At 61.4% G+C, this 20,968-nt stretch carries 15 protein-coding genes; 6 read left to right on the forward strand and 9 right to left on the reverse strand.

The genetic code is table 11. The annotated features are described in order from the left end of the window. Window positions 1-152: 152 nt before the first annotated feature. Complete coding sequence (locus HGP16_RS07300; protein WP_168839347.1) at window positions 153-1,340, forward strand: arabinose transporter; 1,188 nt, start codon at window positions 153-155, stop codon at window positions 1,338-1,340. Between the two features lie 75 nt (window positions 1,341-1,415). Here the strand turns inward: HGP16_RS07300 and HGP16_RS07305 are convergent, their stop codons facing one another. The 5 genes from HGP16_RS07305 to HGP16_RS07325 all read right to left on the reverse strand — a co-directional run bounded on the left by HGP16_RS07305 (window position 1,416) and on the right by HGP16_RS07325 (window position 7,239). After that, a complete protein-coding gene (locus HGP16_RS07305; RefSeq protein ID WP_168839348.1) occupies window positions 1,416-2,009 on the reverse strand; it encodes a class I SAM-dependent methyltransferase in 594 nt (197 codons plus the stop codon). A 55-nt stretch (window positions 2,010-2,064) separates the two neighbouring features. After that, window positions 2,065-3,414: a c-type cytochrome gene (locus HGP16_RS07310; protein ID WP_168839349.1), complete on the reverse strand. Its 1,350-nt coding sequence runs from the start codon at window positions 3,412-3,414 to the stop codon at window positions 2,065-2,067. A gap of 123 nt (window positions 3,415-3,537) precedes the next feature. After that, a complete protein-coding gene (locus tag HGP16_RS07315; protein WP_168839350.1) occupies window positions 3,538-5,802 on the reverse strand; it encodes a xanthine dehydrogenase family protein molybdopterin-binding subunit in 2,265 nt (754 codons plus the stop codon). Further along, window positions 5,799-6,260 carry a (2Fe-2S)-binding protein gene (locus tag HGP16_RS07320; protein WP_168839351.1) on the reverse strand — a complete coding sequence of 154 codons (462 nt, stop codon included), beginning with the start codon at window positions 6,258-6,260 and terminating at the stop codon, window positions 5,799-5,801. The genes HGP16_RS07315 and HGP16_RS07320 overlap by 4 nt, the downstream gene beginning before the upstream one ends. Window positions 6,261-6,537: 277 nt before the next feature. After that, the gene (locus HGP16_RS07325) at window positions 6,538-7,239 is read right to left on the reverse strand and encodes a CDP-diacylglycerol diphosphatase (protein WP_246703290.1); all 702 of its coding nucleotides are present in this window, start codon (window positions 7,237-7,239) and stop codon (window positions 6,538-6,540) included. 583 nt (window positions 7,240-7,822) lie between these two features. Between HGP16_RS07325 and HGP16_RS07330 the strand changes: the two genes are divergently transcribed. The 3 genes from HGP16_RS07330 to HGP16_RS07340 are packed head-to-tail and all read left to right on the forward strand — an operon-like array spanning window position 7,823 to window position 11,564. Further along, window positions 7,823-8,296, forward strand: coding sequence for a (2Fe-2S)-binding protein (locus HGP16_RS07330; protein WP_168839352.1), 474 nt, complete (start codon window positions 7,823-7,825; stop codon window positions 8,294-8,296). Next, window positions 8,296-9,279: a xanthine dehydrogenase family protein subunit M gene (locus HGP16_RS07335; protein WP_168839646.1), complete on the forward strand. Its 984-nt coding sequence runs from the start codon at window positions 8,296-8,298 to the stop codon at window positions 9,277-9,279. Before HGP16_RS07330 ends, HGP16_RS07335 begins: the two co-directional genes overlap by 1 nt. Continuing rightward, window positions 9,276-11,564: a xanthine dehydrogenase family protein molybdopterin-binding subunit gene (locus HGP16_RS07340; RefSeq protein ID WP_168839353.1), complete on the forward strand. Its 2,289-nt coding sequence runs from the start codon at window positions 9,276-9,278 to the stop codon at window positions 11,562-11,564. The genes HGP16_RS07335 and HGP16_RS07340 overlap by 4 nt, the downstream gene beginning before the upstream one ends. A 181-nt stretch (window positions 11,565-11,745) precedes the next feature. Here HGP16_RS07340 and HGP16_RS07345 read toward each other — a convergent pair whose 3' ends face one another. From HGP16_RS07345 to HGP16_RS07360, 4 genes are all read right to left on the reverse strand, one after another. Continuing rightward, window positions 11,746-12,726, reverse strand: a complete 981-nt coding sequence (locus HGP16_RS07345) for an ABC transporter permease (protein WP_409526823.1) — start codon at window positions 12,724-12,726, stop codon at window positions 11,746-11,748. Window positions 12,727-12,776: 50 nt separating this feature from the next. Then, window positions 12,777-14,258, reverse strand: a complete 1,482-nt coding sequence (locus HGP16_RS07350) for a sugar ABC transporter ATP-binding protein (RefSeq protein WP_168839355.1) — start codon at window positions 14,256-14,258, stop codon at window positions 12,777-12,779. 541 nt (window positions 14,259-14,799) lie between these two features. Then, on the reverse strand, window positions 14,800-16,683 hold the full coding sequence (locus HGP16_RS07355; protein ID WP_168839356.1) for an MFS transporter: 1,884 nt from the start codon (window positions 16,681-16,683) through the stop codon (window positions 14,800-14,802). 385 nt (window positions 16,684-17,068) lie between these two features. Beyond that, a complete protein-coding gene (locus tag HGP16_RS07360; RefSeq protein WP_168839357.1) occupies window positions 17,069-18,268 on the reverse strand; it encodes an MFS transporter in 1,200 nt (399 codons plus the stop codon). A 341-nt stretch (window positions 18,269-18,609) separates the two neighbouring features. On the opposite strand from HGP16_RS07360, the gene HGP16_RS07365 reads away from it, so the two are divergent. After that, a complete protein-coding gene (locus HGP16_RS07365) occupies window positions 18,610-20,169 on the forward strand; it encodes a radical SAM protein (protein ID WP_168839358.1) in 1,560 nt (519 codons plus the stop codon). Window positions 20,170-20,583: 414 nt separating this feature from the next. Beyond that, entirely contained in the window at window positions 20,584-20,826 is a 243-nt protein-coding gene (locus HGP16_RS07370; protein WP_168839359.1) for a DUF1127 domain-containing protein, read from the forward strand. The last annotated feature ends 142 nt before the right edge of the window (window positions 20,827-20,968 follow it).

A 20,968-nucleotide genomic window follows, 5' to 3' on the forward strand; every position in this document is an offset into this window, starting at 1 on the left:
TGTTGACACCCTTACGACAAGCGCATATTGGAAAAGCCAGCCGGTTCCGCTGGCCGTAAGCGTTTGACGTCAAGCAACGCACTCAACGATCCTCGATGGTCGGAGTGCGTTTTTTTGTGCCTTCGCCGATCGAGGAAAGCCTGGAGACCATCATGGCTTTTCAATCGACATCCGATCCGGCGCGCGGTCGCCTTCTGCTGCTGAGCGCCATTCTCTTCATCTCCTATCTTTGCGTCGGCATGACATTTCCGATCGTGCCGATCTACGTGACCGAGCAGCTGAAGCTCGGCAATGTCTGGGCCGGGCTCGGCGTCGGCATCGCCTTTCTTGCGACCATTCTGACGCGCGGCTATGCCGGTGGTCTTTCGGACCATCGAGGCGCCAAGGTTGCGGTCGTCCGCGGGCTGGCTCTCTACATGGCCGGTGCGGTGATATCGCTGGCCGCCGGTCTTGTCGTCGGTGCGGCGATACCGTCATTTCTGCTTCTTCTCGCCGGCCGTCTGCTTCTTGGCCTGGGCGAAAGCCTGGTCGCCGTCGGCGTGATTGCCTGGGGCATCGGCTTCGTCGGGCCTGCGCGTTCGGGCAGGGTACTCGCCCTGGTCGGTGCCGCGATCTACGGCGCGCTTGCCGTCGGCGGTCCCATTGGGCTGGTATTGCTCGATCGGTTCGGCTTTGCCGGCGCAATGGGGATCAGTGCTGCTCTTCCCTTCCTGGGCCTGCTGGCGATCTCCCGTATTCCCGGCGTTGCGCCACATCCCGGGGCGAAGCGAACGCCGCTTTGGAGCGTCATCAATCGGATATGGCTGCATGGATCCATCGTGTGCCTGCAGGGCATAGGCTTTGCGGCGATCGGTGCTTTTTTCACGCTCTATTTCCATGATCGCGGCTGGAGCTATGCCGGGCTGGGTCTGACTGCCTTCGGCGGCGGCTTCGTGCTGGTGCGCCTGCTCTTTGGGCATCTGCCAGATCGTCTCGGCGGCCTGCCGGTCGCGGCCATGTCGCTTGCCGTCGAAGCGATCGGCCAATTTCTGATCTGGAATGCAAACAATCCCGTTCTTGCGCTGGTTGGCGCATTCCTGACCGGGCTCGGATGTTCGATGATCTTTCCGGCCATGGGGCGGGAGGTGGTTCGGCTGGTGGAGCCGCATCTGCGTGGCACTGCCCTCGGCGGTTTCTCGGCCTTCCAGGATCTCGCTTATGGGCTGACCGGGCCGCTGGCCGGTCTGCTGGCCGACAGAGCCGGCTATGGCAGCGTCTTTTTGGCAGGGACTGTCACCGCTATCGCTGGCCTGTTGATCGCACTCGCGCTTCGCAGGACATATGCCTCCGTGTTCAACTAAGCCGCATCACGGTCCCCACCTTCCGGTGGGGACCAGCCGTTGCCGTGTAGGGCGGTTCGTCAGATTGAGGATCAGCTACAGGGCGCGGAAAACGGAGCCATAGTGATAGGGCGGCAGCTCGATCGTGGCTTGCGATATGAAGCCGCCGGCTTCGACGACGGCGGCAAGCCTTGCAGGCGGCATGCGCATCTCGCTCCTCGGCCCGCGTGGCTGCCCAAGCACCATTGTTTCCTCGCGCGGCAATGTTTTCCAGTTGACGATGCCGAACAACCCCTTTGGAGCGAGAACGGAACGGACGGCGCGAACAAGGGTCGGCTGATCGGGAACGCCGTGGAATGTGTTTGCCATGAGGACATAATCGACCTTTTCGGGAAGATGCTCCGCCATGTCCAGCGCGTCGGCGTGAATCCATTTTTGCACGGATACCCCTTGTCGCGCGGTTTCCCCTCTCGCCATCTCGATCATGTCTTCATCCAGATCGAGCGCATAGACCTTTCCCTTGACGAGTTTCGCCAGCGGCGCGGTAAAATATCCATCGCCGCAGCAGAGATCGAGGACAGTCATGCCCGGCTTGATGCCGAGCGCTTTAAGCATGGCCTGCGGATCGGGCCAGAGTGCCGACCACCAGTCGCGGTCCGGCATTGATGTCGCGGGAAATACTTCACCCATGACAGGCCTCCGCAAGGGGTTGAGTTGGCCGCAACCGGATGGCATGCAAGGCGAACTACCGCATCTGCAATATGATGGGGCTGCTGCTTGCCGGATCGGTATGCTCGCGCAAGGCTTTCACGTCAACAGGCGCGACCGCCCCGCCGTGATTTCCCCAGGATGAGCGCACGAATGTCAGGACATCGGCGATCTGCTTGTCCGAAAGCTGCTGCCTGAATGGCGGCATGCGATAGGCGTCCGGAATGCCGTTCGCCACGACACGGCTGGAGCCGTTCAGCGTCACATTGATTTGAGACGCGTTTTCCTTTGCGAGCGATGCGGCGGAGCCGGCCAGCGGCGGAATCCATTGTTCCTTTCCGCGGCCATCGATGCCATGACAGAAGCTGCATTTCGCGACGAATGTCTGCGCGCCGGGTATCTGCTGACGGGCGGGCAGGGCGACGTTCTTGGCCGTAGCTTCGTCATACTGCCAGGGGGTGCCGTCGCGGGTGGGATCGCCGGGCAGGGACTTCAGATAATGGCTGATGGCTTTGAGATCGTCATCGCTCATGAACTGGGTCGAATTGTTAAACGCATCCGCCATCGAGCCGAAGACGACGGCATGGCCGTTCCTGCCGCTCTTGAGGAAGGTGTATATGTCCTCTTCGGTCCATCGGCCGAGGCCCGTATTCGGGTCGCCACGCAGGCTCGGAGCATACCATCCGTCGAGAAGAGCGCCGGAAAGATAGAGCGGACTGTTTTCATCGAGCGCTTTTTCCGCCATGGTGATTGCACGCGGCGTGTGACAGCTGCCGCAATGGCCCAGCCCCTGGACGAGATAGGCACCCCGGTTCCACTGATCATCGCCAGCGGTTTTGGGCTGATAGGTTCCGCCTTCGGTATAGACCGCGTTCCACAGCGCAAGCGGCCAGCGCATGTTCATCGGCCATTTGATGTCGGAGGGCTTGTTTGCCTGCTGAACGGGCTCGACCCTGTTCATGAAATAGGCGTAGAGCGCGCGGATATCGTCGTCGCTCATTTTCACATAGGAGGGGTAGGGCATTGCCGGATAAAGGCGACGTCCATCGGGTGCAACGCCTTGGCGGACGGCACGGTCGAAATCGGCGAGCGTGTAGTTGCCGATGCCGTTTTCCTTGTCCGGCGTTATGTTGGTTGTGAAGATGGCGCCGAGCGGCGTCCCCATTTCCAGTCCTCCGGCAAAAGGGGCACTCTTCGGTGTGCTGTGACAGGCGACGCAGTCCCCCAGACGCGCAACATATTCGCCACGTTGGAGCAACTCCTCGGAAGGTGTTTGTGCCGCGGCGACGCTGTCGAAGGGAGATGCCGGCTTGCGGGTTACGAACCACGCGACAGCGCCGGCCACAAGCACGACAATCAAAAGAAGAACCAGAAGAAATCTCTTCAAGAATGTGCCCTCATGTCTTTGCTTCGGGATTTCGGACTCGGCGATTGAAGAAGGCAACCACGCCGGCTCTCGATCCAGAATGGACCGAGAGCCGGAATTGTGCCTGGCGCGGCTTGCCGCGCCTCAGCTTTCAAAGGTGTAGTTGGAAAGAGGCATGCTGCGTATCCGCTTGCCGGTCAGCGTCGAAACCGCATTGGCGACCGCCGGCGGGATGGCCGGCAGCCCCGGCTCGCCGATGCCGCCCATCTCGGCTCCGCTTTCGACGATACGGACATGGACCCGGGCCATGCGATCCGGCGGCAGGATCGGATAGAGGTCGTAGTTGCGCGCCACCGGCTCGCCGTTCTTGTAGACGGCTTCCTCCATCAGTACCTGCGACATTCCGAGCGCCGTCGCCGAATTGATCTGCGCTTCGATGATCGCCGGGTTGACGATGCTGCCGGGATCGATGGCTTCCCAGACATCGTGCACGACGACCTGCCCGCTGCGGATGGAGACCTCGGTGATCGCCGCCGTATGGCTGCCGAAGGGAGAGGCCATGGCCACGCCTCGCGCCCGCCGCGAGCCATCTTCCGCCGTGAAAGGCCCTCGCTTCCAGCCGCCGGAGAGATCGCCGGCGGCCTTCAGCAGATTGCTCAGCCGCTCGTTCTTCTGCAGCAGTTTGAGGCGCATCTCATAGGGATCCTGCCCGCCCTTGTCGGCCAGCTCGTCCAGGAATGTCTCATAGAAGAAGTCGTTCATGGAATTGCCGACCGATCGCCAGTAGGCGAGCATCGTCGGGTTTTTCACATAGATCTGGGCTATGCGGTAGTTCGGGATGGCGTAGGATTTTCCGGTCAGGCCTTCGAGGGCTGTCGGGTCCAGCGAGTCCTCCTTATGACCGAAGACGCCTTCCGTCGGCCCTTCGCAGGCGCTGATGGCCTCGAGTGCGACCGGCATGCCGTTGGCGTCGAGTGCGCCGCGGAAGCGCACGGCTGCCATCGGGCGCATCGGATCGCGCAGAAACTCCTCCTCGCGGCTCCAGATGAGCTTCACCGGCCGCCCGACCTCTTTTGCAAGCTGGATGGCCTGCGGATAGGGATTGGCGGACGGATACAGGAAGTGCCGTCCGAAGAAGCCGCCGAGGATGGGGCTGTGAACCGTCACCTTCGATGGTTCGAGCCCCGTCAGCTTGGCGATATCGGCCTGGAACTGTTCGGGTGCCTGATTGGGCATCCAGACTTCGAGACTGCCATCCGGATTGAATCGCGCCAGGGTGGATGGTGGCTCCAGCTGCGCATGATGCAGATACTGGCTCTTGTAGGTGGCGGAAACGACGGTCTTGGCACCGTCGAACGCTTTGGCGATATCGCCGACATTCTCCGCCTCTTTGCCGTTGCCGGGCTCGCTGGCGAGCCTATCGTTGAAGGCCGCGGTCGAAAAATCGGCGGGCATGTAACGGAAGGCGGGATTGGCGTCCGGGCCGGGTTCGCGCCAATCGACCTGGGCTGCCTCGGCCGCGCGCTTGGCATTCCACCAGCGTTCGGCGACGACGGCGACGGCGCCGGGCAGGCTGTGGACGGAATGAACGCCCGGCATCGCGTTGAGCTGGTCTTCGTTGCGGATCTTGCCGATGGCCAGGCCGAGGCGCGGGGCATGCTGGACGGCGGCATGCAGCATGCCGTCGACCTTGCAGTCTATTGCGTAAATTGCCTTGCCGGTCGACTTGTCGTGCATATCCAGCCGCTCGACCGGTTTGCCGATCCAGCGGAATTTGCTCGGATCCCTGAGCGCCACGCTCTCGGGGGCGGGAACCGGCAGGTCCAGTGCCTCGGCAGCGACGTCGCCATAGGCAAGGCTGCGTCCCGATGCGGCATGGATCACGCGGCCCGGCTCCGTCGTCAGCTCGGCAATCGGTGCATCCAGACGCTTGGCGGCGGCCTGCAGGATCATGTTGCGCGCCAGGGCGCCAAGCTTGCGCATGGTCTCATAGCTCGTGCGCACCGACATGCTGCCGCCGGTGATGCGCATCTTGCCGTATACAACAAGATAGTCGCTGCCCGTCGGCGCATTTTCGACGACGAAGGTTTTCGGATCGGCATCGAGTTCCTCGCCGACGATCTGTGCCATCGCGGTGAAGACGCCTTGTCCGCCTTCGACGAAGGGGCTCATGAACCGGATGGTGCTATCTGGGCGGATTTCAAGAAATGCGGGAACGCGCGTGCCGGGCGGCACGGCGGTTGCGGCCTGCTGGGCGCGTGCGCGGCCGACCGGAACGCCGAAGCCGAGCACGAAGGCACCCGCTGCGGCGCCGGCGGAGGTCAGGAGAAAGTGCCGGCGCGAGATGTTGACCGGAGATCCGGTCGGGAACGCATCTTCCGGGACGAGATTGCGACTGGTTTCGGTCATAGCGTTTCTCCTTCTTTGGAGGAGAGGTCTTTGACCGCCGTCTTGATCGCGTTGTAGGTTCCGCATCGACAGAGGTTGATCATCGCCGCGGCGATCTCGTCATCGGAAGGATTGGGTGTCTGTTTAAGGAGCGCGGTCGCCGCGACGACCTGCCCCGATTGACAGTAGCCACATTGCGGAACCTGATGCTTGACCCAGGCTGCGACCACTCGCTTGCCGATCGGATCTGCCTCGAGCGCCTCGATCGTCGTGATCTGGCGGCCGGCGACGCTATCGAGCGGCGTCACGCACGAGCGAACCACCTCTCCATCGACAAGGACCGAACAGGCGCCGCATTGCGCCAGCCCGCAGCCATATTTGGTGCCGGTCATGCCCAACTCGTCACGGAGGATCCAAAGGAGCGGCGTGTCTCCGTCCGAATTGACCTGGTAGGACTGGCTATTGATCTGAAGATTCATGAGGCGCCTCCTGAGGCTTTTGATCGCGAGCCTTCAATGCCAGGCGCCGTGCGACGATCTGAATGCACAACAGGCGGATAACGCATGACTCAGGCTCACAACCCGGGACTATAACACTGAATTCATTTCCCCTAAAAGATTAGTATGTGAATCGTGATAGCTGTTAGAGGCTGGGTTCATAAATCAGCCGTCGGCTCCCCGATCGCCAATAGAACGGTATCCGAACGGCGAGTCCAAATCTGCGGCATCTCTTTGTTTTTAATACATGATCGCGCAGCTATGATCCTGCACGTCTTCCCCCCCCCATGCCGGGCAAAGCCACATCCGTCAACACGATGAAGCCGGGGCCATCGGCGAAATTGGCGCCGGTCACCACGAGATTGTGATCGCCCATTTCCTTTGCCGGGTCCTTCAATGTTTTGGCGAGAGCCAGGAACGGATTGAAATCGCCCAGTGTCTCGCCCTTGACGCGGACAGCCGCGAATTTGTGGCCGGCAATGGTATCGGGAAGGGGTGCCCAGTCCGCTCCGATCTTGTCGGCATCAGTCTTCAGGGCGGCCCGCGCATCGGCGCTCAAGCAGTCGACATGGATATGCAGCTGGTTTTGCGTGCGGGCCTGCTGCGCGTTGACGGCGAGGCTCATGCCGTCGCGCGGGACGGGGCGCGGCAGACGAGAATCGACATCGCCGTGTTCGGCCCAGGCATCGGCAAAGAAGTTATGCGTCGCCGGATCGAGAAGTGCCGCACTTTCGATTCCGGTGATCTTGTCGGTCGGGATCAGGAGAAATTGCGCAACGCCCCGCAGATCCTTCAGCATCGCATAATGCTCGGCCGTGTTCACCGAAAGGCAGGGCGCGGTCTGCGCGACGCATTTGTCATGCACGATTTTCCACAGCACGTCGGAGTCCGCAAAGGCCGGGGCGGCAAGGAAGGGAAGAAAGGACACGGCAAGAGCCGTAACGCAGTGAGAGAATATCATGGCGCGAAATTTTCCTGGTTCAATCAATTCGGCATTCCTCCAGATTTCGGAGGGCTTAGCATAGGCCTATTAGGCGGATGTGACGGCTTGACGGCTGTCGTGCGTCAGATCCGGGCGGGATCGTCGCAGCGGAGGTCGCAATATCAGTTTCGCTTCATCCTCGCCTAATGCCGCCTTCGGTTTGGTCGCCTACATGGCAAGAGCCGGGGAAAACCGTGCCTCGCGTTCGTCGCAAAAACTTGCCACAGTCCCGCAGCTGCCTCATCTGACTGCGGACAGGCTGCCTGTCGGTTCGAAGTCGTGCAGGCCAAGCACATTCAGGCCCGATCTCCCGAAGGCCGATCCCGCCTCTCATTCTCATTTCAGCGTCAGGGCTTGACGAAAACAAACGAGGCAGTAATTTAAACGGAGGCGCCTCCGTTTATCGGTGTGTGTCTCACTTCCAATTCCGATGAGCCGGCTACTGTGAGGAAATGCGGGCGGTTCGTCTTCCTAATAAAATCATCCAGCAACCGATGGACCGACGAATAGACTCTACTAGATTTCGTAGGTCTCATTTTCGTGACGATAGCAGGAGCTTATCATGACACGAACCATCCATATCGCACTCGACGTCAATGGCCAGCGCCGCGAACTCGATCTCGAGCCGCGCGTGACCCTGCTCGATGCGCTGCGCGAGCATCTTTCCCTGACGGGCACCAAAAAGGGCTGCGATCAGGGCCAGTGCGGCGCCTGCACCTGTCACGTCGACGGCAAGCGCGTGCTCTCCTGCCTGACGCTGGCAGCGCAGGTCGAGGGCCGCGAGATTACGACGATCGAAGGCATCACCAGCGAAGCCGGCGATCTGCATCCCGTGCAGGCCGCCTTCATCGAACATGACGCCTTCCAATGCGGCTATTGCACGCCTGGCCAGATCATGTCGGCAGTCGCCTGTATTCGCGAGGGCCATGCCGGCTCCGATGCGGAGATCCGCGAATATATGTCCGGCAATCTCTGTCGGTGCGGGGCCTATAACAGCATCGTCGCGGCGGTGCGCCAGGCAGCGGAGGTGGCATGATGCGAAACTTTTCCTATCTGCGCGCCACATCCGCAGCCGAAGCCGGTCAGGCGGCGCAACAGGCCGGCGTGATGATCCTTGCCGGCGGCACGACGCTGCTCGATCTCGCCAAATGCGGGGTGAGCGAACCTGAGACGGTCATCGATATCACCCATCTTTCCGGCATGAGCGGCATCGCGGTCGATGCGGCCGGTGCCAGGGTCGGCGCGCTCGCCAGGATGAGCGAGGTGGCCGATCATAAGGATATCCGTGCAGCCTTCCCGGCGGTTTCGGAATCGCTGGCATTGGCCGCTTCCGCCCAGCTTCGCAACATGGCGACGATCGGCGGCAATCTCCTGCAACGGACGCGCTGTCCCTACTTCCGCGATCCCGGTGCCTTTTCGGCCTGCAACAAGCGCAATCCCGGTTCCGGCTGCGCGGCAATCGGCGGCGTCACGCGCAACCACGCCGTGCTTGGAACGAGCGGATCGTGCATCGCCTCCTATCCCGGCGACCTGGCGGTCGCTTTGGTCGCGTTCGATGCCGTGGTGGAGACGGATGGCCGGAAGGTCTCCGTCGACGATTTCTTCCTAGCGCCCAGCGATACGCCGGACAAGGAAACGGTCCTGCAGCGCGGCGAAATGATTACAGCGATCACCGTTCCTGCTTCCGCCGCGGCTCGCAACTCAACCTACATCAAGGTCCGCGATCGGCAGTCCTATGAATTCGCCGCCGCAAGCGGCGCCGTTGGCCTGGAGCTTGAAGCCGATGGCAGGACTGTGCGCGATATTCGCGTCGCAATCGGCGGCGTCGCCACCAGGCCTTGGCGGGCACGGGCTGTCGAGCAGGCGCTTGTCGGCAAGGCACTCGACGCCGAACTGGTGGATAAAGCCAGTCGGCTCGCCATGGAAGGCGCCGTCGCGCATGGCGGCAACCACTACAAGATCGAACTTGCGCCGCGCGTCGTCGCCCGCGCCATTCTGAAAATGGGAGGCCTTGCATGACCATGATGGAACCCCGCAAGCACGGCGATGCTTCCGACGGTACGGTCGGCGGCCGTCAGTCGCGCTTCGAAGGCAATATGAAGGTGACGGGCACGGCGACCTATGCGCTGGAATACCCGGTCGAAAACCTTGCCTACGCCGTCCTCGTCCAGAGCACGATCCCTGCCGGACGTGTCGTCAATGTCGACATATCGGCAGCGGTCGCCATGCCGGGCGTGCTTCTGGTGCTGACGCCGGAGGACGATCTCGGTCTCAAGCTCGGTGCCGACTGGGGCGGCAACAAGCCCGCCGAGGGACCCTACTATCCCCTGCCGCGCGAGGTGCAGTTCAACGGCCAGTCGATTGCCGCTGTCGTGGCCGAAAGCCGCGAACAGGCGACGGAAGCGGCCAGGCTGGTGCGCGTCACCTATGAAGCGAGCAAGCATGTCGCCGATCTCAACGACCCGAATGCCGGCGAAGGCAAGCTCATGGAGCCGCTCTCGGTTGCCTGGGGCGACGCCGAGGCGGCGCTTGCCGCATCCCCCGTCCGTATCGAGGCCGAATATTCGACGCCGCGCGAATATCATGTGGCGATGGAGCCGCATGGACTGACGGCGAAATGGGACGGCGACCAGCTGACGATCTGGGAGCCGAGCCAGTGGTCGCACGGCATGGCGCGCATGTATTCCGAATGGTTCGACATGCCCTACGACAATGTCCGGATCATCTCGCCCTTTATCGGTGGCGGTTTCGGATCGAAGGGCCAGCCGCTCGCCTATGGCGCCGTCGCGATCGCCGCCGCAAGAAAGCTCGGTCGGCCGGTAAAGCTCGCGGTTACCCGGCCGCAGAATTTCACCAGTTATGGCGGCCGCGCCGGGACCAGACAGAAGATCGCGCTCGGCGCAACCGAGGATGGGATTCTGCAGGCGATCGTTCATCGTGGCGCCAGCGAGACCTCGATCTATGCCGATTGGCCGGAACAGACCGGGGCGGCAACGTCGATCCTCTACAAGGTCGAGAATTTCTCCTCGCGGCATCGCGTCGTGCCGGTCAACAGCGTGACGCCCGGTGCCCTGCGTGGCCCAGGCAAGAACCCGAGCGCCTACGGCATCGAATGCGCGATCGAGGAGCTTGCCTATAAGCTTGGTATGGATCCGCTCGAACTCAGGCTGAAGAACTATGCCGATCACGACTATCAGTCCGGCAAGCCATGGTCGACGCGCCGGCTGCGCGAAGCGCTGACCGAGGGTGCGGAAGCGTTCGGCTGGTCGCGGCGCAGCCACGCGCCGCGCTCGATGCGGGACGGCAAGACCCTGATCGGCTGGGGCATCGGCTGCGGCACTTTCCCCGTCATCCGGGCGCCAAGCGAGGCGATGATCCGTATTCTCGGGAACGGCCGGGTCGAGGTCGTTAGCGGCGCCATCGACATGGGGCAGGGGACCTATACGATCCTTGCCCAGAGTGCCGCTGAGGTCTTCGGCATTCCGGTGGATCAGGTCGAAGTGCATCTCGGCGACTCTCGTCTGCCGGGTTCGGCGATCGCCGGCGGCTCGATGCTGGCCGGATCGATCATGGGTGCTGTCCACAAGGCTGCGGTCGCCGCGCGCGACGAGCTCATCGGCCTTGCGCTCAGCGATGCCAATTCGCCGTTCCGCGATACGGGGGCGAATACGCTGAATTTTGCTGGGGGTCGCATCGCGGCACCCCGCGGTGAAACACCCTCGCTGACGCTGGCGGAGCTGATGTCCGCGCTCAAGCGCGAGGAGATCGAAGTCCGGCGCAATACCTTGCCCGACGGCGCGAATGCCCAGGAGCAGCTCCAGGCCTGGACGACGATGGCTAGAGTCCAGGGGCCGACCATGGGCGATTATTCCATGCACAGCTGGTGCGCCCATTTCGCCGAAGTGCGGGTCGACGAGGACTTCGGCACGGTGCGGGTCTCCCGCATGGTTTCCGCCTTCGATTGCGGCCGCCTCTACAATCCCAGGCTGGTCGAAAGCCAGTGGCGCGGCGGCATCATCATGGGTATCGGCCAGGCGCTTCTCGAAGAAGGGCTGGTTGATGTGCGCAACGGGCGCACCGTCAACAACAATGCCGGCGACTATCTCGTGCCGACGAATTCCGACATTCCGGATATCCAGGTGATCTCCGTCGGTGTGCCGGATTTCAATGCTTCGGCGCTCGGCGGCAAGGGCGTCGGCGAAGTCGGCATCGTCGGCGTAGCGCCGGCGATTGCCAATGCCGTATTCCATGCCACGGGCAAGCGCGTTCGCGACCTGCCGATCACCTTGGAAAAGCTGCTGTAGAGCGGTTTGGTTCGAGCCGTATCGACGTGCCTCGATCTTCACTGAGCCGGCGACCGGCCGGCTCAGCGTTCTACCGGATATTCGAGCTGAAGCTTGACGATGCCCGAGGTGCAACCGCCGTAACGGGCGACCATTTAGGCGAGCGGCCGATCGAGTGCCCGGGCAGGAGCCGTCGTGTAAATCACGACTTGCCGCGGCTGATCCCATAGGTAAGTGCAAGCGCACCGACGAGAACGGCACCCTTGATGAAGTCCTGCGTGTAATAAGGTGCGTTCAACATCGTCAGCCCGTTCAGAAGCACGCCGACGAAGACGGCACCGATCGTCGTGCCGAGAACGTTGGGACGGCGCAGTCCAAGCACGGCAAAACCGATGAGCGAGGCGGCCACGGAATCCATCAGCAGCGAGGCGCCGGAGGAGACGTCGCCACGGCCGACACGCGCAGCGACGATGATGCCGCCAAGCGAGGCGAGAACGCCTGATAGCACATAGGCAAAGGTCTTCAGGCGGGCGATGTTGGCACCGGCAAGCCTGGTCGCGGCTTCATTGCCGCCGGTCGCATAGAGAAGGCGGCCCAGACGCGTGCGCTCGGTGAGGACGTAAAGCACGAAGGCGACGATCAGCATGAGAATGACGGGGAAGGGGATGGTGCCGAACAGGCTCGATCGTCCGATCGTCAGGAAGGCTGGATCGACCTTGCCCGTTGCTGTCGTGCCATCGGAGAGGATGAGGCCCACCGAGATCGAGCGCCCCGCCGTCGGGATCAGCTGCAGCCCCGTCAAAAGAAACATGGTCGCGAGCGTGGCGAGCAGATCCGGCACTTTCAGCCGGACGATCAGCAGGGCATTGACGAGCCCGACGATCGTGCCGAAGCCGAGCACCAGCGGCACGGTCTCATAAGCGTCGAGATTGAGGACGATCATGGCATAGCTCGCCACCATGACGCTCGAGGTGGCGACCGCGCCGACGGAAAGATCGAAGCCGCCGATGGCAAGCGTCACGGTAACGCCCGCGCCGATGATGGCGACGACCGAAACCGCCTGCAGGATGCTCATCAGATTGTTGATGTTGATGAAGGCCGGCTGGGCGACGCTGAAGATGATGACGAGGGCAAGGAGGAGGAAAAATACCGCCCCCCGCCGCACGAACTCCTGCGGCGACATCGTGCTGCTTGCTGCCTTCTGCTCGGGGATTTGGACGGTTCCTTCACTCATCAGGCATATTCCTCGTTCTGCCGGTCGCCGGCGGTCGCATGAGCGATTTCCTTCAGGGTATGGTGCTCCATCAGCAGCACCCGGTCGGCGACTTCGAGCGCCTCTTCCGGATCGGATGTCGCGATCAGCGTGGCGCGATCCGCATGGGCGCGTATGGCGGCGATAATATCCTGGCGAGCGCCGACATCGACACCCTGGAAGGGCTCGTCGAGCAGCAGCAGGCGGCTCGGCTCCGCCTCCCAGCGCGCGAGCACGACCTTTTGCTGGTTGCCGCCCGACAGCGACCAGACGGACGCCTCCGGGCCAGGCGCCTTGATGCCAAGGCGGCGAATGGCTTTTTCGCCTTCGCGGGTCTCTCGTCCGGAAAACAGGAAGCCCGACGGATACCATTGCTTCAGGTGCGGCAGGCTGATCGTGGCGGCGATGCTTTCGCCCGGCCAGTCCAGCGGCATGAGCGAGGAGCGATGCCGGTCGGCGGCGGCCATGACGACGCCGTGCGCGATTGCATCCGCCGGCGAGGCGGGCCGAAATGCGGTGCCGTCGAGAAGAGCGCTGCCCACGGCGAAGCGTTCGAGGCCGAAAAGGGCCGAGAGAAGCCGGCTCTTGCCTGCGCCGAGAACGCCGGTAATCGCCACGACTTCGCCGGCATGGAGCTTGAGATCGATCGGCGGGCTGTCGGCAAGCAGCTGCACGCGCTGAAGTTCCAGCACCGTCCGGTCGAACTGTTCACGGCGATGCGGGCGGGCCGCCGTCATCGATCGTCCGATCATGGTTTCGATGGCGGCGTCAAAATCGATGGGGCGTGTAAGGGCACCGACATTGCGGCCGCCCCGCAGGATATCGACACGGTCGGCGAGTGCGTCGAGATCCGCGGTTCGATGCGAAATATAGAGGATACCCAGCCCGCGCGCTTTCAGCTGACGGACGATGTCGTAGAGACGGCCTGTCTCGCGTGCGGAAAGGCTTGCCGTCGGCTCGTCTAGGATCAGCAGCTGCGCCTTGTTCGACAGGGCGCGGGCGATGGCAACCATCTGCCGGTCCGCCGTGCCGAGGTCGCCGAAATCCCGATCGAGCCGTAGGTTGAAACCGGCTTCCGAGAGGATGGCCTCAGCTTTTCGCCGCACCGAGCGCTTCGACAGGAAGAAGGGCTGGCGCCCATCGACGAATCGATTGAGCAGAAGGGCATCCGCCACCGAAAGGCCCGCCACGCCGACAACGTCAGTGGATTGGTGCACAGTGACGATACCCTGGGCTACGGCCTCGGCGGGGCTATCGGCGTGATAATCATCGCCGTTCCACAGGATCCTGCCTGAATCGGCACGGTGAATGCCCGACAGGATCTTCACCAAAGTCGATTTTCCCGCGCCGTTGGCTCCCATCAGCGCGACGACTTCGCCGCGGTCGATGGTCAGCGACGCACCTGCCAAGGCCTGTGTCGAGCCGAAGGCAAGCGAGAGATTTTGGATATCCAGCAAAGTCATGCGTGCAGGCTCGATGATTGTCTGCGACAGACCTAATCCATCGCCGCTCAATCACAAGGATCGGCCTTGCTTTGTCGATTTATTCTATAGAATAAATTTTCATTCGGTTTTTGTTTAGCTCTACTGGTGATCTCCGTTGGCTGGCATGAGGTCGATCAAACAATATGTCGCCCTGCAGCGCGTGAGTTTAATTTTGTCCGAAATGCCAAGCGTGCTGAAAAACCCTTTCTTTAGTCTACTAATTTTATAGACAATATAAAAGCTACGATATCGCGGATTTCCGTAATCGTGACGACATTCGTTTCGCCTGTTCGGTTATATGCGCCAGGAGCCTTTATGGACACAGTACTTTACCTTGCATCCCTTGCAACCCGACCGAGCCTCGCTGCAAGCCGACGCATCTGGCCGATGCTGCAACACGTCCTGGCCGCCCTCATGGTGCTCTTTTCCTTCTTATTATTATTGCACGCTCTTTGCGGTGCCTGAAGACAGGCGAAGAAAGGCCCGCCATGCGAGGTCGCAGGACGGGCCTCTCATGCGGTTACTTGATGGCGTTGAGATCGACACCCTTGGTTTCGCGAACGAAGATAAGGCCGATGACCAGCGTCATCGCAGCGATCGCGATCGGGTACCAGAGTCCATAATAGATATCGCCTGTGGCGGCACTCATCGCAAAGACCGTTGCCGGCAGCAGGCCGCCGAACCAGCCGTTGCCGATATGATAGGGCAGCGACATGCCGGTATAGCGGATGCGGGTCGGGAACATCTCCACCAGGATCGCGGCAATCGGGCCATAGACCATCGTCACATAGATGACGAGGATCGTCAGGATCAGGATGGTTAAAGGCCAATTGATTGCCGAGGGATCGGCAACCATCTTGAAGGCGCCGCCATTGGCGATGGTATAGACCGGCATCTCGGTTGCGCCGCCGGCCTGATCCGCCGTCAGCAGTTTTGCCTTCACGAGATCGGCAACGGGCGTCACCGTCTTGTCGCCAGCGCGCACGGTTGCAGCATTCAGCCCAAGCTCCGGGTTGGCGGCGACGAAGGCATCCAGCTTGGCGTCCGGAACCTTGGCAGGATCGCGGGCGAGCGGGAAGCCTGCCTTTTGCAAGGCGAGGCTCATGTCATGCGTGAAGGCGGCGCTCTTGGCCGCAGCGCCCGCACCGGCGGCCGTGGCCTCATAGGACGTCACGGTTGCGTCACCGACCTTGATGGTTGCCGGCTGCCCGGCAGGACCTTCGGCGATCGTATAGGGTACGGATGATTTCGACAGGAACGACGTCGCGATATCGCAGGAATTGTTGAACTTCGCCGTTCCCACAGGGTTGAACTGGAACGTGCAGTCGCCGGGAGCTGCCGTGACAGTGGCGCGGATGCTCTGCTCCGCCTGGGCAAGCGCCGGATTTGCCGCGTGGGTCAACGCCTTGAACAGAGGGAAATAGGTGAGGATCGCCAGAGCGAGACCCGCCATGATGATCGGCTTGCGGCCGATCTTGTCGGAAAGCCAGCCGAAGAACACGAAGAAGCCACTGCCGATCAACAGCGCGATGGCGATCATGATGTTGACCGATTGGCCGTCGACCTTCAGCACGTTTTGCAGGAAGAACAGCGAGTAGAACTGGCCGGCGTACCAGACGACCGCCTGACCGGCGGTAAGGCCGAGCAGGGCGATAAGGGCGATCTTTGCATTCTTCCATTGGCCGAAGGCTTCGGAGAGCGGCGCCTTGGAGCCCTTGCCTTCTTCCTTCATCTTCTTGAAGGCCGGCGATTCACTGAGCGACAGCCGGATCCAGACGGAGATGGCGAGCAGCAGGCAGGACAGCAGGAAGGGAATGCGCCAGCCCCAGGCGGCAAAGGCCTCCTTGCCGAGGGCGTTCTGCACGATCAGGATGACGATCAACGACAGGAACAGGCCGAGTGTCGCCGTCGTCTGAATCCAGGACGTATAGTAACCACGCCTGTTGTCGGGCGCATGCTCGGCGACATAGGTAGCGGCACCGCCATATTCACCGCCAAGCGCCAGGCCCTGCAACAGGCGCAGGATGATCAGGGTAACGGGTGCGGCGATACCCCAGCTTGCCGCGCCGGGCAGAACGCCGACCAGGAAGGTCGAAAGGCCCATGATCAGGATCGTGACGAGGAAGGTATATTTGCGCCCCACGAGGTCGCCGATGCGTCCGAAGACCAGGGCGCCGAATGGCCGGACGAGAAAGCCCGCGGCGAAGGCCAGCAAGGCGAAGATATTACGGGTCGCTTCCGGATAGTCGCTGAAGAACGCCGCGCCGATGAAAGCGGCCAGCGACCCATAGAGATAGAAGTCGTACCATTCGAACACTGTGCCGAGCGAAGAGGCGAAGATGACCTTCTTCTCTTCCCTGGTCATGCCTCGACCGTTCGTCTCGGCCGCGGACGTGGTTGCCATGAATCAATCCTCCCAATTGCACCAGGGACATGGTCAAAAGACCGGTGTCATGTCCCCCATGATGACATTACGCAGGACTTTCCTGCCGATGGGCGCGGAAAGTCGCGCCAGTGGGTGCTCTCCCGATTTCCTCCTCCGGGAGATCACGCACCTGATGCATTTGCGAGTGTTGGCTAAAAATTGAAAATTGCAATGCCTGCAACCGCTGTCGCTTATGGAAAACTGTGCGTAAAGCATCAAGAAATACGAATATGTCGCTGGCCGTCGCCATCGTGGCGGACCCATGTCAGGAGGCTGGCGCCAGGAAGATTGGCGTCAGCCTATTTGAAATGCGCCGCGCGTGCCGGAGATCGCAGCCCCATGTCTGCGCTGCTCTAGGCCTATCTCATGCCGGCTGCAGTCGCCGGCGCCGCATCGGCGGAAAGGCGAGGGCGATGCCGGCAGCCCCCAGCCCGACCATGGAAGAGCCAATGAACAGCCACGAGTAATTGGCGAAACTATCGAAGATCCAGCCGCCGATCAGCGGCCCGGCCGCCATGCCGATGCTCGACAGCATCGATACCGCGCCGAAGACGGTGCCGATGACGCGCGGCCCGAAATATTCTCGCGCAAGCACCGCATAAAGCGGCATGACGCCGCCATAGGCGCTGCCGAAGACGACCGCCAGCGCGTAGAACTCGCTGAGTTTGCTGACCAGCAGGTAGGTGGCAAGTGCTGCCGCCTGTACCAGCAGCCCGGCGATCAGCACGGGTTTGACGCCGAGCCTGTCGGCAAGCGTGCCGTAGAGCAGGCGGCCGCCGAGGCCGGCAAGTCCCTCGACGCTGTAGATGCTGACCGCAGCCATCGGGCCTACGCCGCAGATCGTGGCGTAGCTGACCATATGGAAGATCGGCCCGGAATGGGCCGCGCAGCAGGCAAAGAAGGTGGCGCCAAGGACGATGAATTGCGGCGAGCGGAAGATATGGCCGAGCGGCAGGCTCGTCTCGTCCGCCTGCCCACCCCAGCTGGAGGTCTCTGCCGGAACGGGCGCGCGCCGCACCAGCAGTGCCGCCGGGATTAGAAGGACCCACGCCATGATACCGATGAGAAGCATGGCGAAGCGCCAGTCATAGGCGGAAATAAGGTAACGGGCGAAAGGCGATACCGTCATCGGCGCGACGCCCATGCCGGCCGACACCAGCGACACCGCCGAGCCTCTTCCCTTGTCGAACCATGCGGTTGTCGCCGCGATCATCGGCGCGAAAAAGGCGCTGGCGGCAAGGCCGACGAGAATGCCGTAGGTCAGCTGGAATTGCAGAAGCGAGCCGGCTCGGCTCGCCAGGACCAGCGCAAGCCCGAGCAGCAGCGCCCCGATCATCACCACGATGCGGATGCCGAAACGGTCGCTTGCGGCACCCCAGGCAAAGGCGCCCAAGCCCATCGTCAGGAAGTTCAGCGTCATGGCGGCGGCGATACCGGCATGCGACCAGCCCGTCTCTGTGGCAATGGGCACCTGAAAGATCGCCAAGGAAAACATCGCGCCGAGTGCGACGCAAGTCATCAGCGCACCGGCACCGACGATCACCCAACGGTAGGACGAAATCATTTCGCAGCTCCTTTCAGCCAGCTCGATCAGCGCGGAGAAAGACCAGGAATTCATCTCACACGACGCGCCTGCAATAAAGACGATCGTCTGGCGTTGATTTCGACATCGCCCTCGGAAAAAATTTCCGGTACTTTGGTGGCACAGGGAAGATGCGGGAGTCCAACCTCCCGCCGACGGGCCGGGCGAAATTTAATCCTGAGCTCATATACGGCTGCTAAGACAGCGGCCTCGATGCCAAGACCGGCCTCGCCCCCGAAGGGCGGGCGCAGGCAGATGCGAATGAAATACAAGCTCAGCGCAATACCGAACCAGATCTTCAAAGTCGTGGAGCGGCATATTCAATGGCTCATATCGTCATCATCAATCCGCGCTTCGAAACCTCCTACTGGGGCATGGAGCATGCGCTGCCGCTGTTCGATGTGAAGGCCAATCTTCCGGTCGCCTGTCTGCCGCTGCTTGCGGCGCTGACGCCCGCGGAGCACACCGTTACCCTCGTGGACGAAAATATCCAACCGATAGACTACGACCTTTGCGAGAGGGCCGACATCGTCGCGCTGACGGGCATGATCGTCCAGCGCTTCCGGATGACGGAGATTCTGACCGAGCTCAAACGACGCAATTGTTTCACCGTCGTCGGCGGACCCTGGGTTACGGTCAAGGAGGATTATTTCGGCAATCTCGTCGATGTCTCCTTCATCGGCGAGGCGGAAGAAACCTGGCCGAAATTCTTGGCTGAATGGCAGCAGGGCAACCATGTGCGGCGCTACGAACAGTCAGACAAGACGGATATGAGCAAGGTGCCGGTGCCGCGCTTCGACCTCCTGAAGATGGATGAATATGCGGTCGGCAGCATCCAGTTCTCGCGCGGCTGTCCCTTCACCTGCGATTTCTGCGATATCATCGTGGTCTTCGGCCGCAAGCCGCGCATCAAGGCCAGCGCGCAGGTCATCGCCGAGATGGAGGCGCTGCTGGCCGCGGGAATGGATACGGCCTTCATCGTCGACGACAATCTGATCGGCAATAAAAAGGCGATCAAGGAGGTCTTGCGCGATGTCGTCGCTTGGCAGGAAAGACGTCATTATCCGATGACGTTTCTGACCGAGGCGTCGATCGACCTGGCTGACGATGCGGAGCTGATGCAGCTGATGGTCGACGCCAATATCCGTGTCGTCTTCATCGGCATCGAAACGCCGAACGAGGAGGCGCTGCGCGAAACCAAGAAGCTGCAGAACCTGCGCAAGGGCGGCACGATGCTGGAAAAGATCCACACGATCCAGCAGACGGGGATGGAAGTCTGGTGCGGCATGATCCTCGGCTTCGACAGCGACGATGCGACCATCTTCGATGCGCAGCGTGTCTTCATCAAGGATGCGCGCATCGTCAACGCGATGATCGGCATGCTCGCGGCTATTCCGAAGACACCGCTCTATACGCGTCTCGCCAAGGAAGGGCGGCTCGATCATGATGATCCGCCCGCCTTCGGCACCAACGTCATTCCGCTCAAGCTCTCGCGGGAAACGCTGCGGGACGGATATCTCTCCGTCCTCAGCGATCTGCATCAGCCGACGGCCTATTTCGACCGGCTGGATGCGCTCTATATCGATGCACGCATCGAACCGGAAAGCACCCGCTTACGGCATCTTCGCCGCCATCCCTTACGTTTACTGGCACTCAACGCGACATGGGCGATGGAGGCGGCCGGAATTTTCGTTCGCTTGATGCGACGCGTGAAGGAGGAGGATCTGCGCGCCGTCTATCGCCGACGGCTTCTAAATCTCCTGCGGCATCGCCGCTCCCCGATCATCTTGCAAATCTACGCGATCAAGTGTGCCATGCACTATCACGCCCACATTATGGTCCAGCAGATGCACAGCGGCGGCGGCATCGTCAACTCGTTCTAGCGACGCTACGGCGAAGAGCTTCGTTGCAAATGAGCCTGTTTTGTTGTTGCGCCGGCGCAACACCAGAATCGAGATTCCTGCAATTCGAAATTGTGGGGTTGCCGATTCTCCGATCTTGCGTATTATACGCTCATCCGCAAATCAAACAGAGGAGGCGTGACATGCATCATACACAAATGTTTACATACGTCTCCGGCGGAGTGCTCGTTACTGGATTGGTATGCACCATGCCAACCACACGACGAGCTTTTATTTAAAGCTGATAAAAGCTTTATCTACCGCCGTTTAGGCACTTTTCCCATAACCATACTATGACTTGCCGAGGGAATGAATGCGCGCATGTTTTGCGCGCTTGCTCCTGAAGCCGGTCAAGCTTCAAGAGGACCTGGCTGCGTAATCGCGCCAGGAAGGACAATGACGCATTCACAATTTTTAGTTGCCGATAGTTTGACGGCGACGATCAATGAACTGTACCAGAAATTCGGTGCTTGGAGGACCGCACGCGCCCTGCTGCTTGTCATCTGGAGGCAGCGGCAAACGCGTAAGCAGGTATGCGAACTGTCGAACTACCAGCTTCGCGATATCGGTCTGCCGGAGCGGGAGGAAATTCTGGGTCATCCCAATTTCCTGGCGCTGCAGCTGCGCCGCTTCGGTTAGGTTGGAACGATGGGCATGACGCTTCATCGTATTTCGCCGATCGAAACTGGTTCGGAAATATCCTTTGGCCGCTGGCGCCAAAGAATGGAGAGCGTGATCGGCGCACGGAATCGAGCGATTCCGTGCGCCGCCGGTTACCAAT

Origin of the sequence: Rhizobium sp. P40RR-XXII, assembly GCF_012641405.1 — a bacterium.
In the GTDB taxonomy this organism is placed as follows: Bacteria; Pseudomonadota; Alphaproteobacteria; order Rhizobiales; family Rhizobiaceae; genus Rhizobium.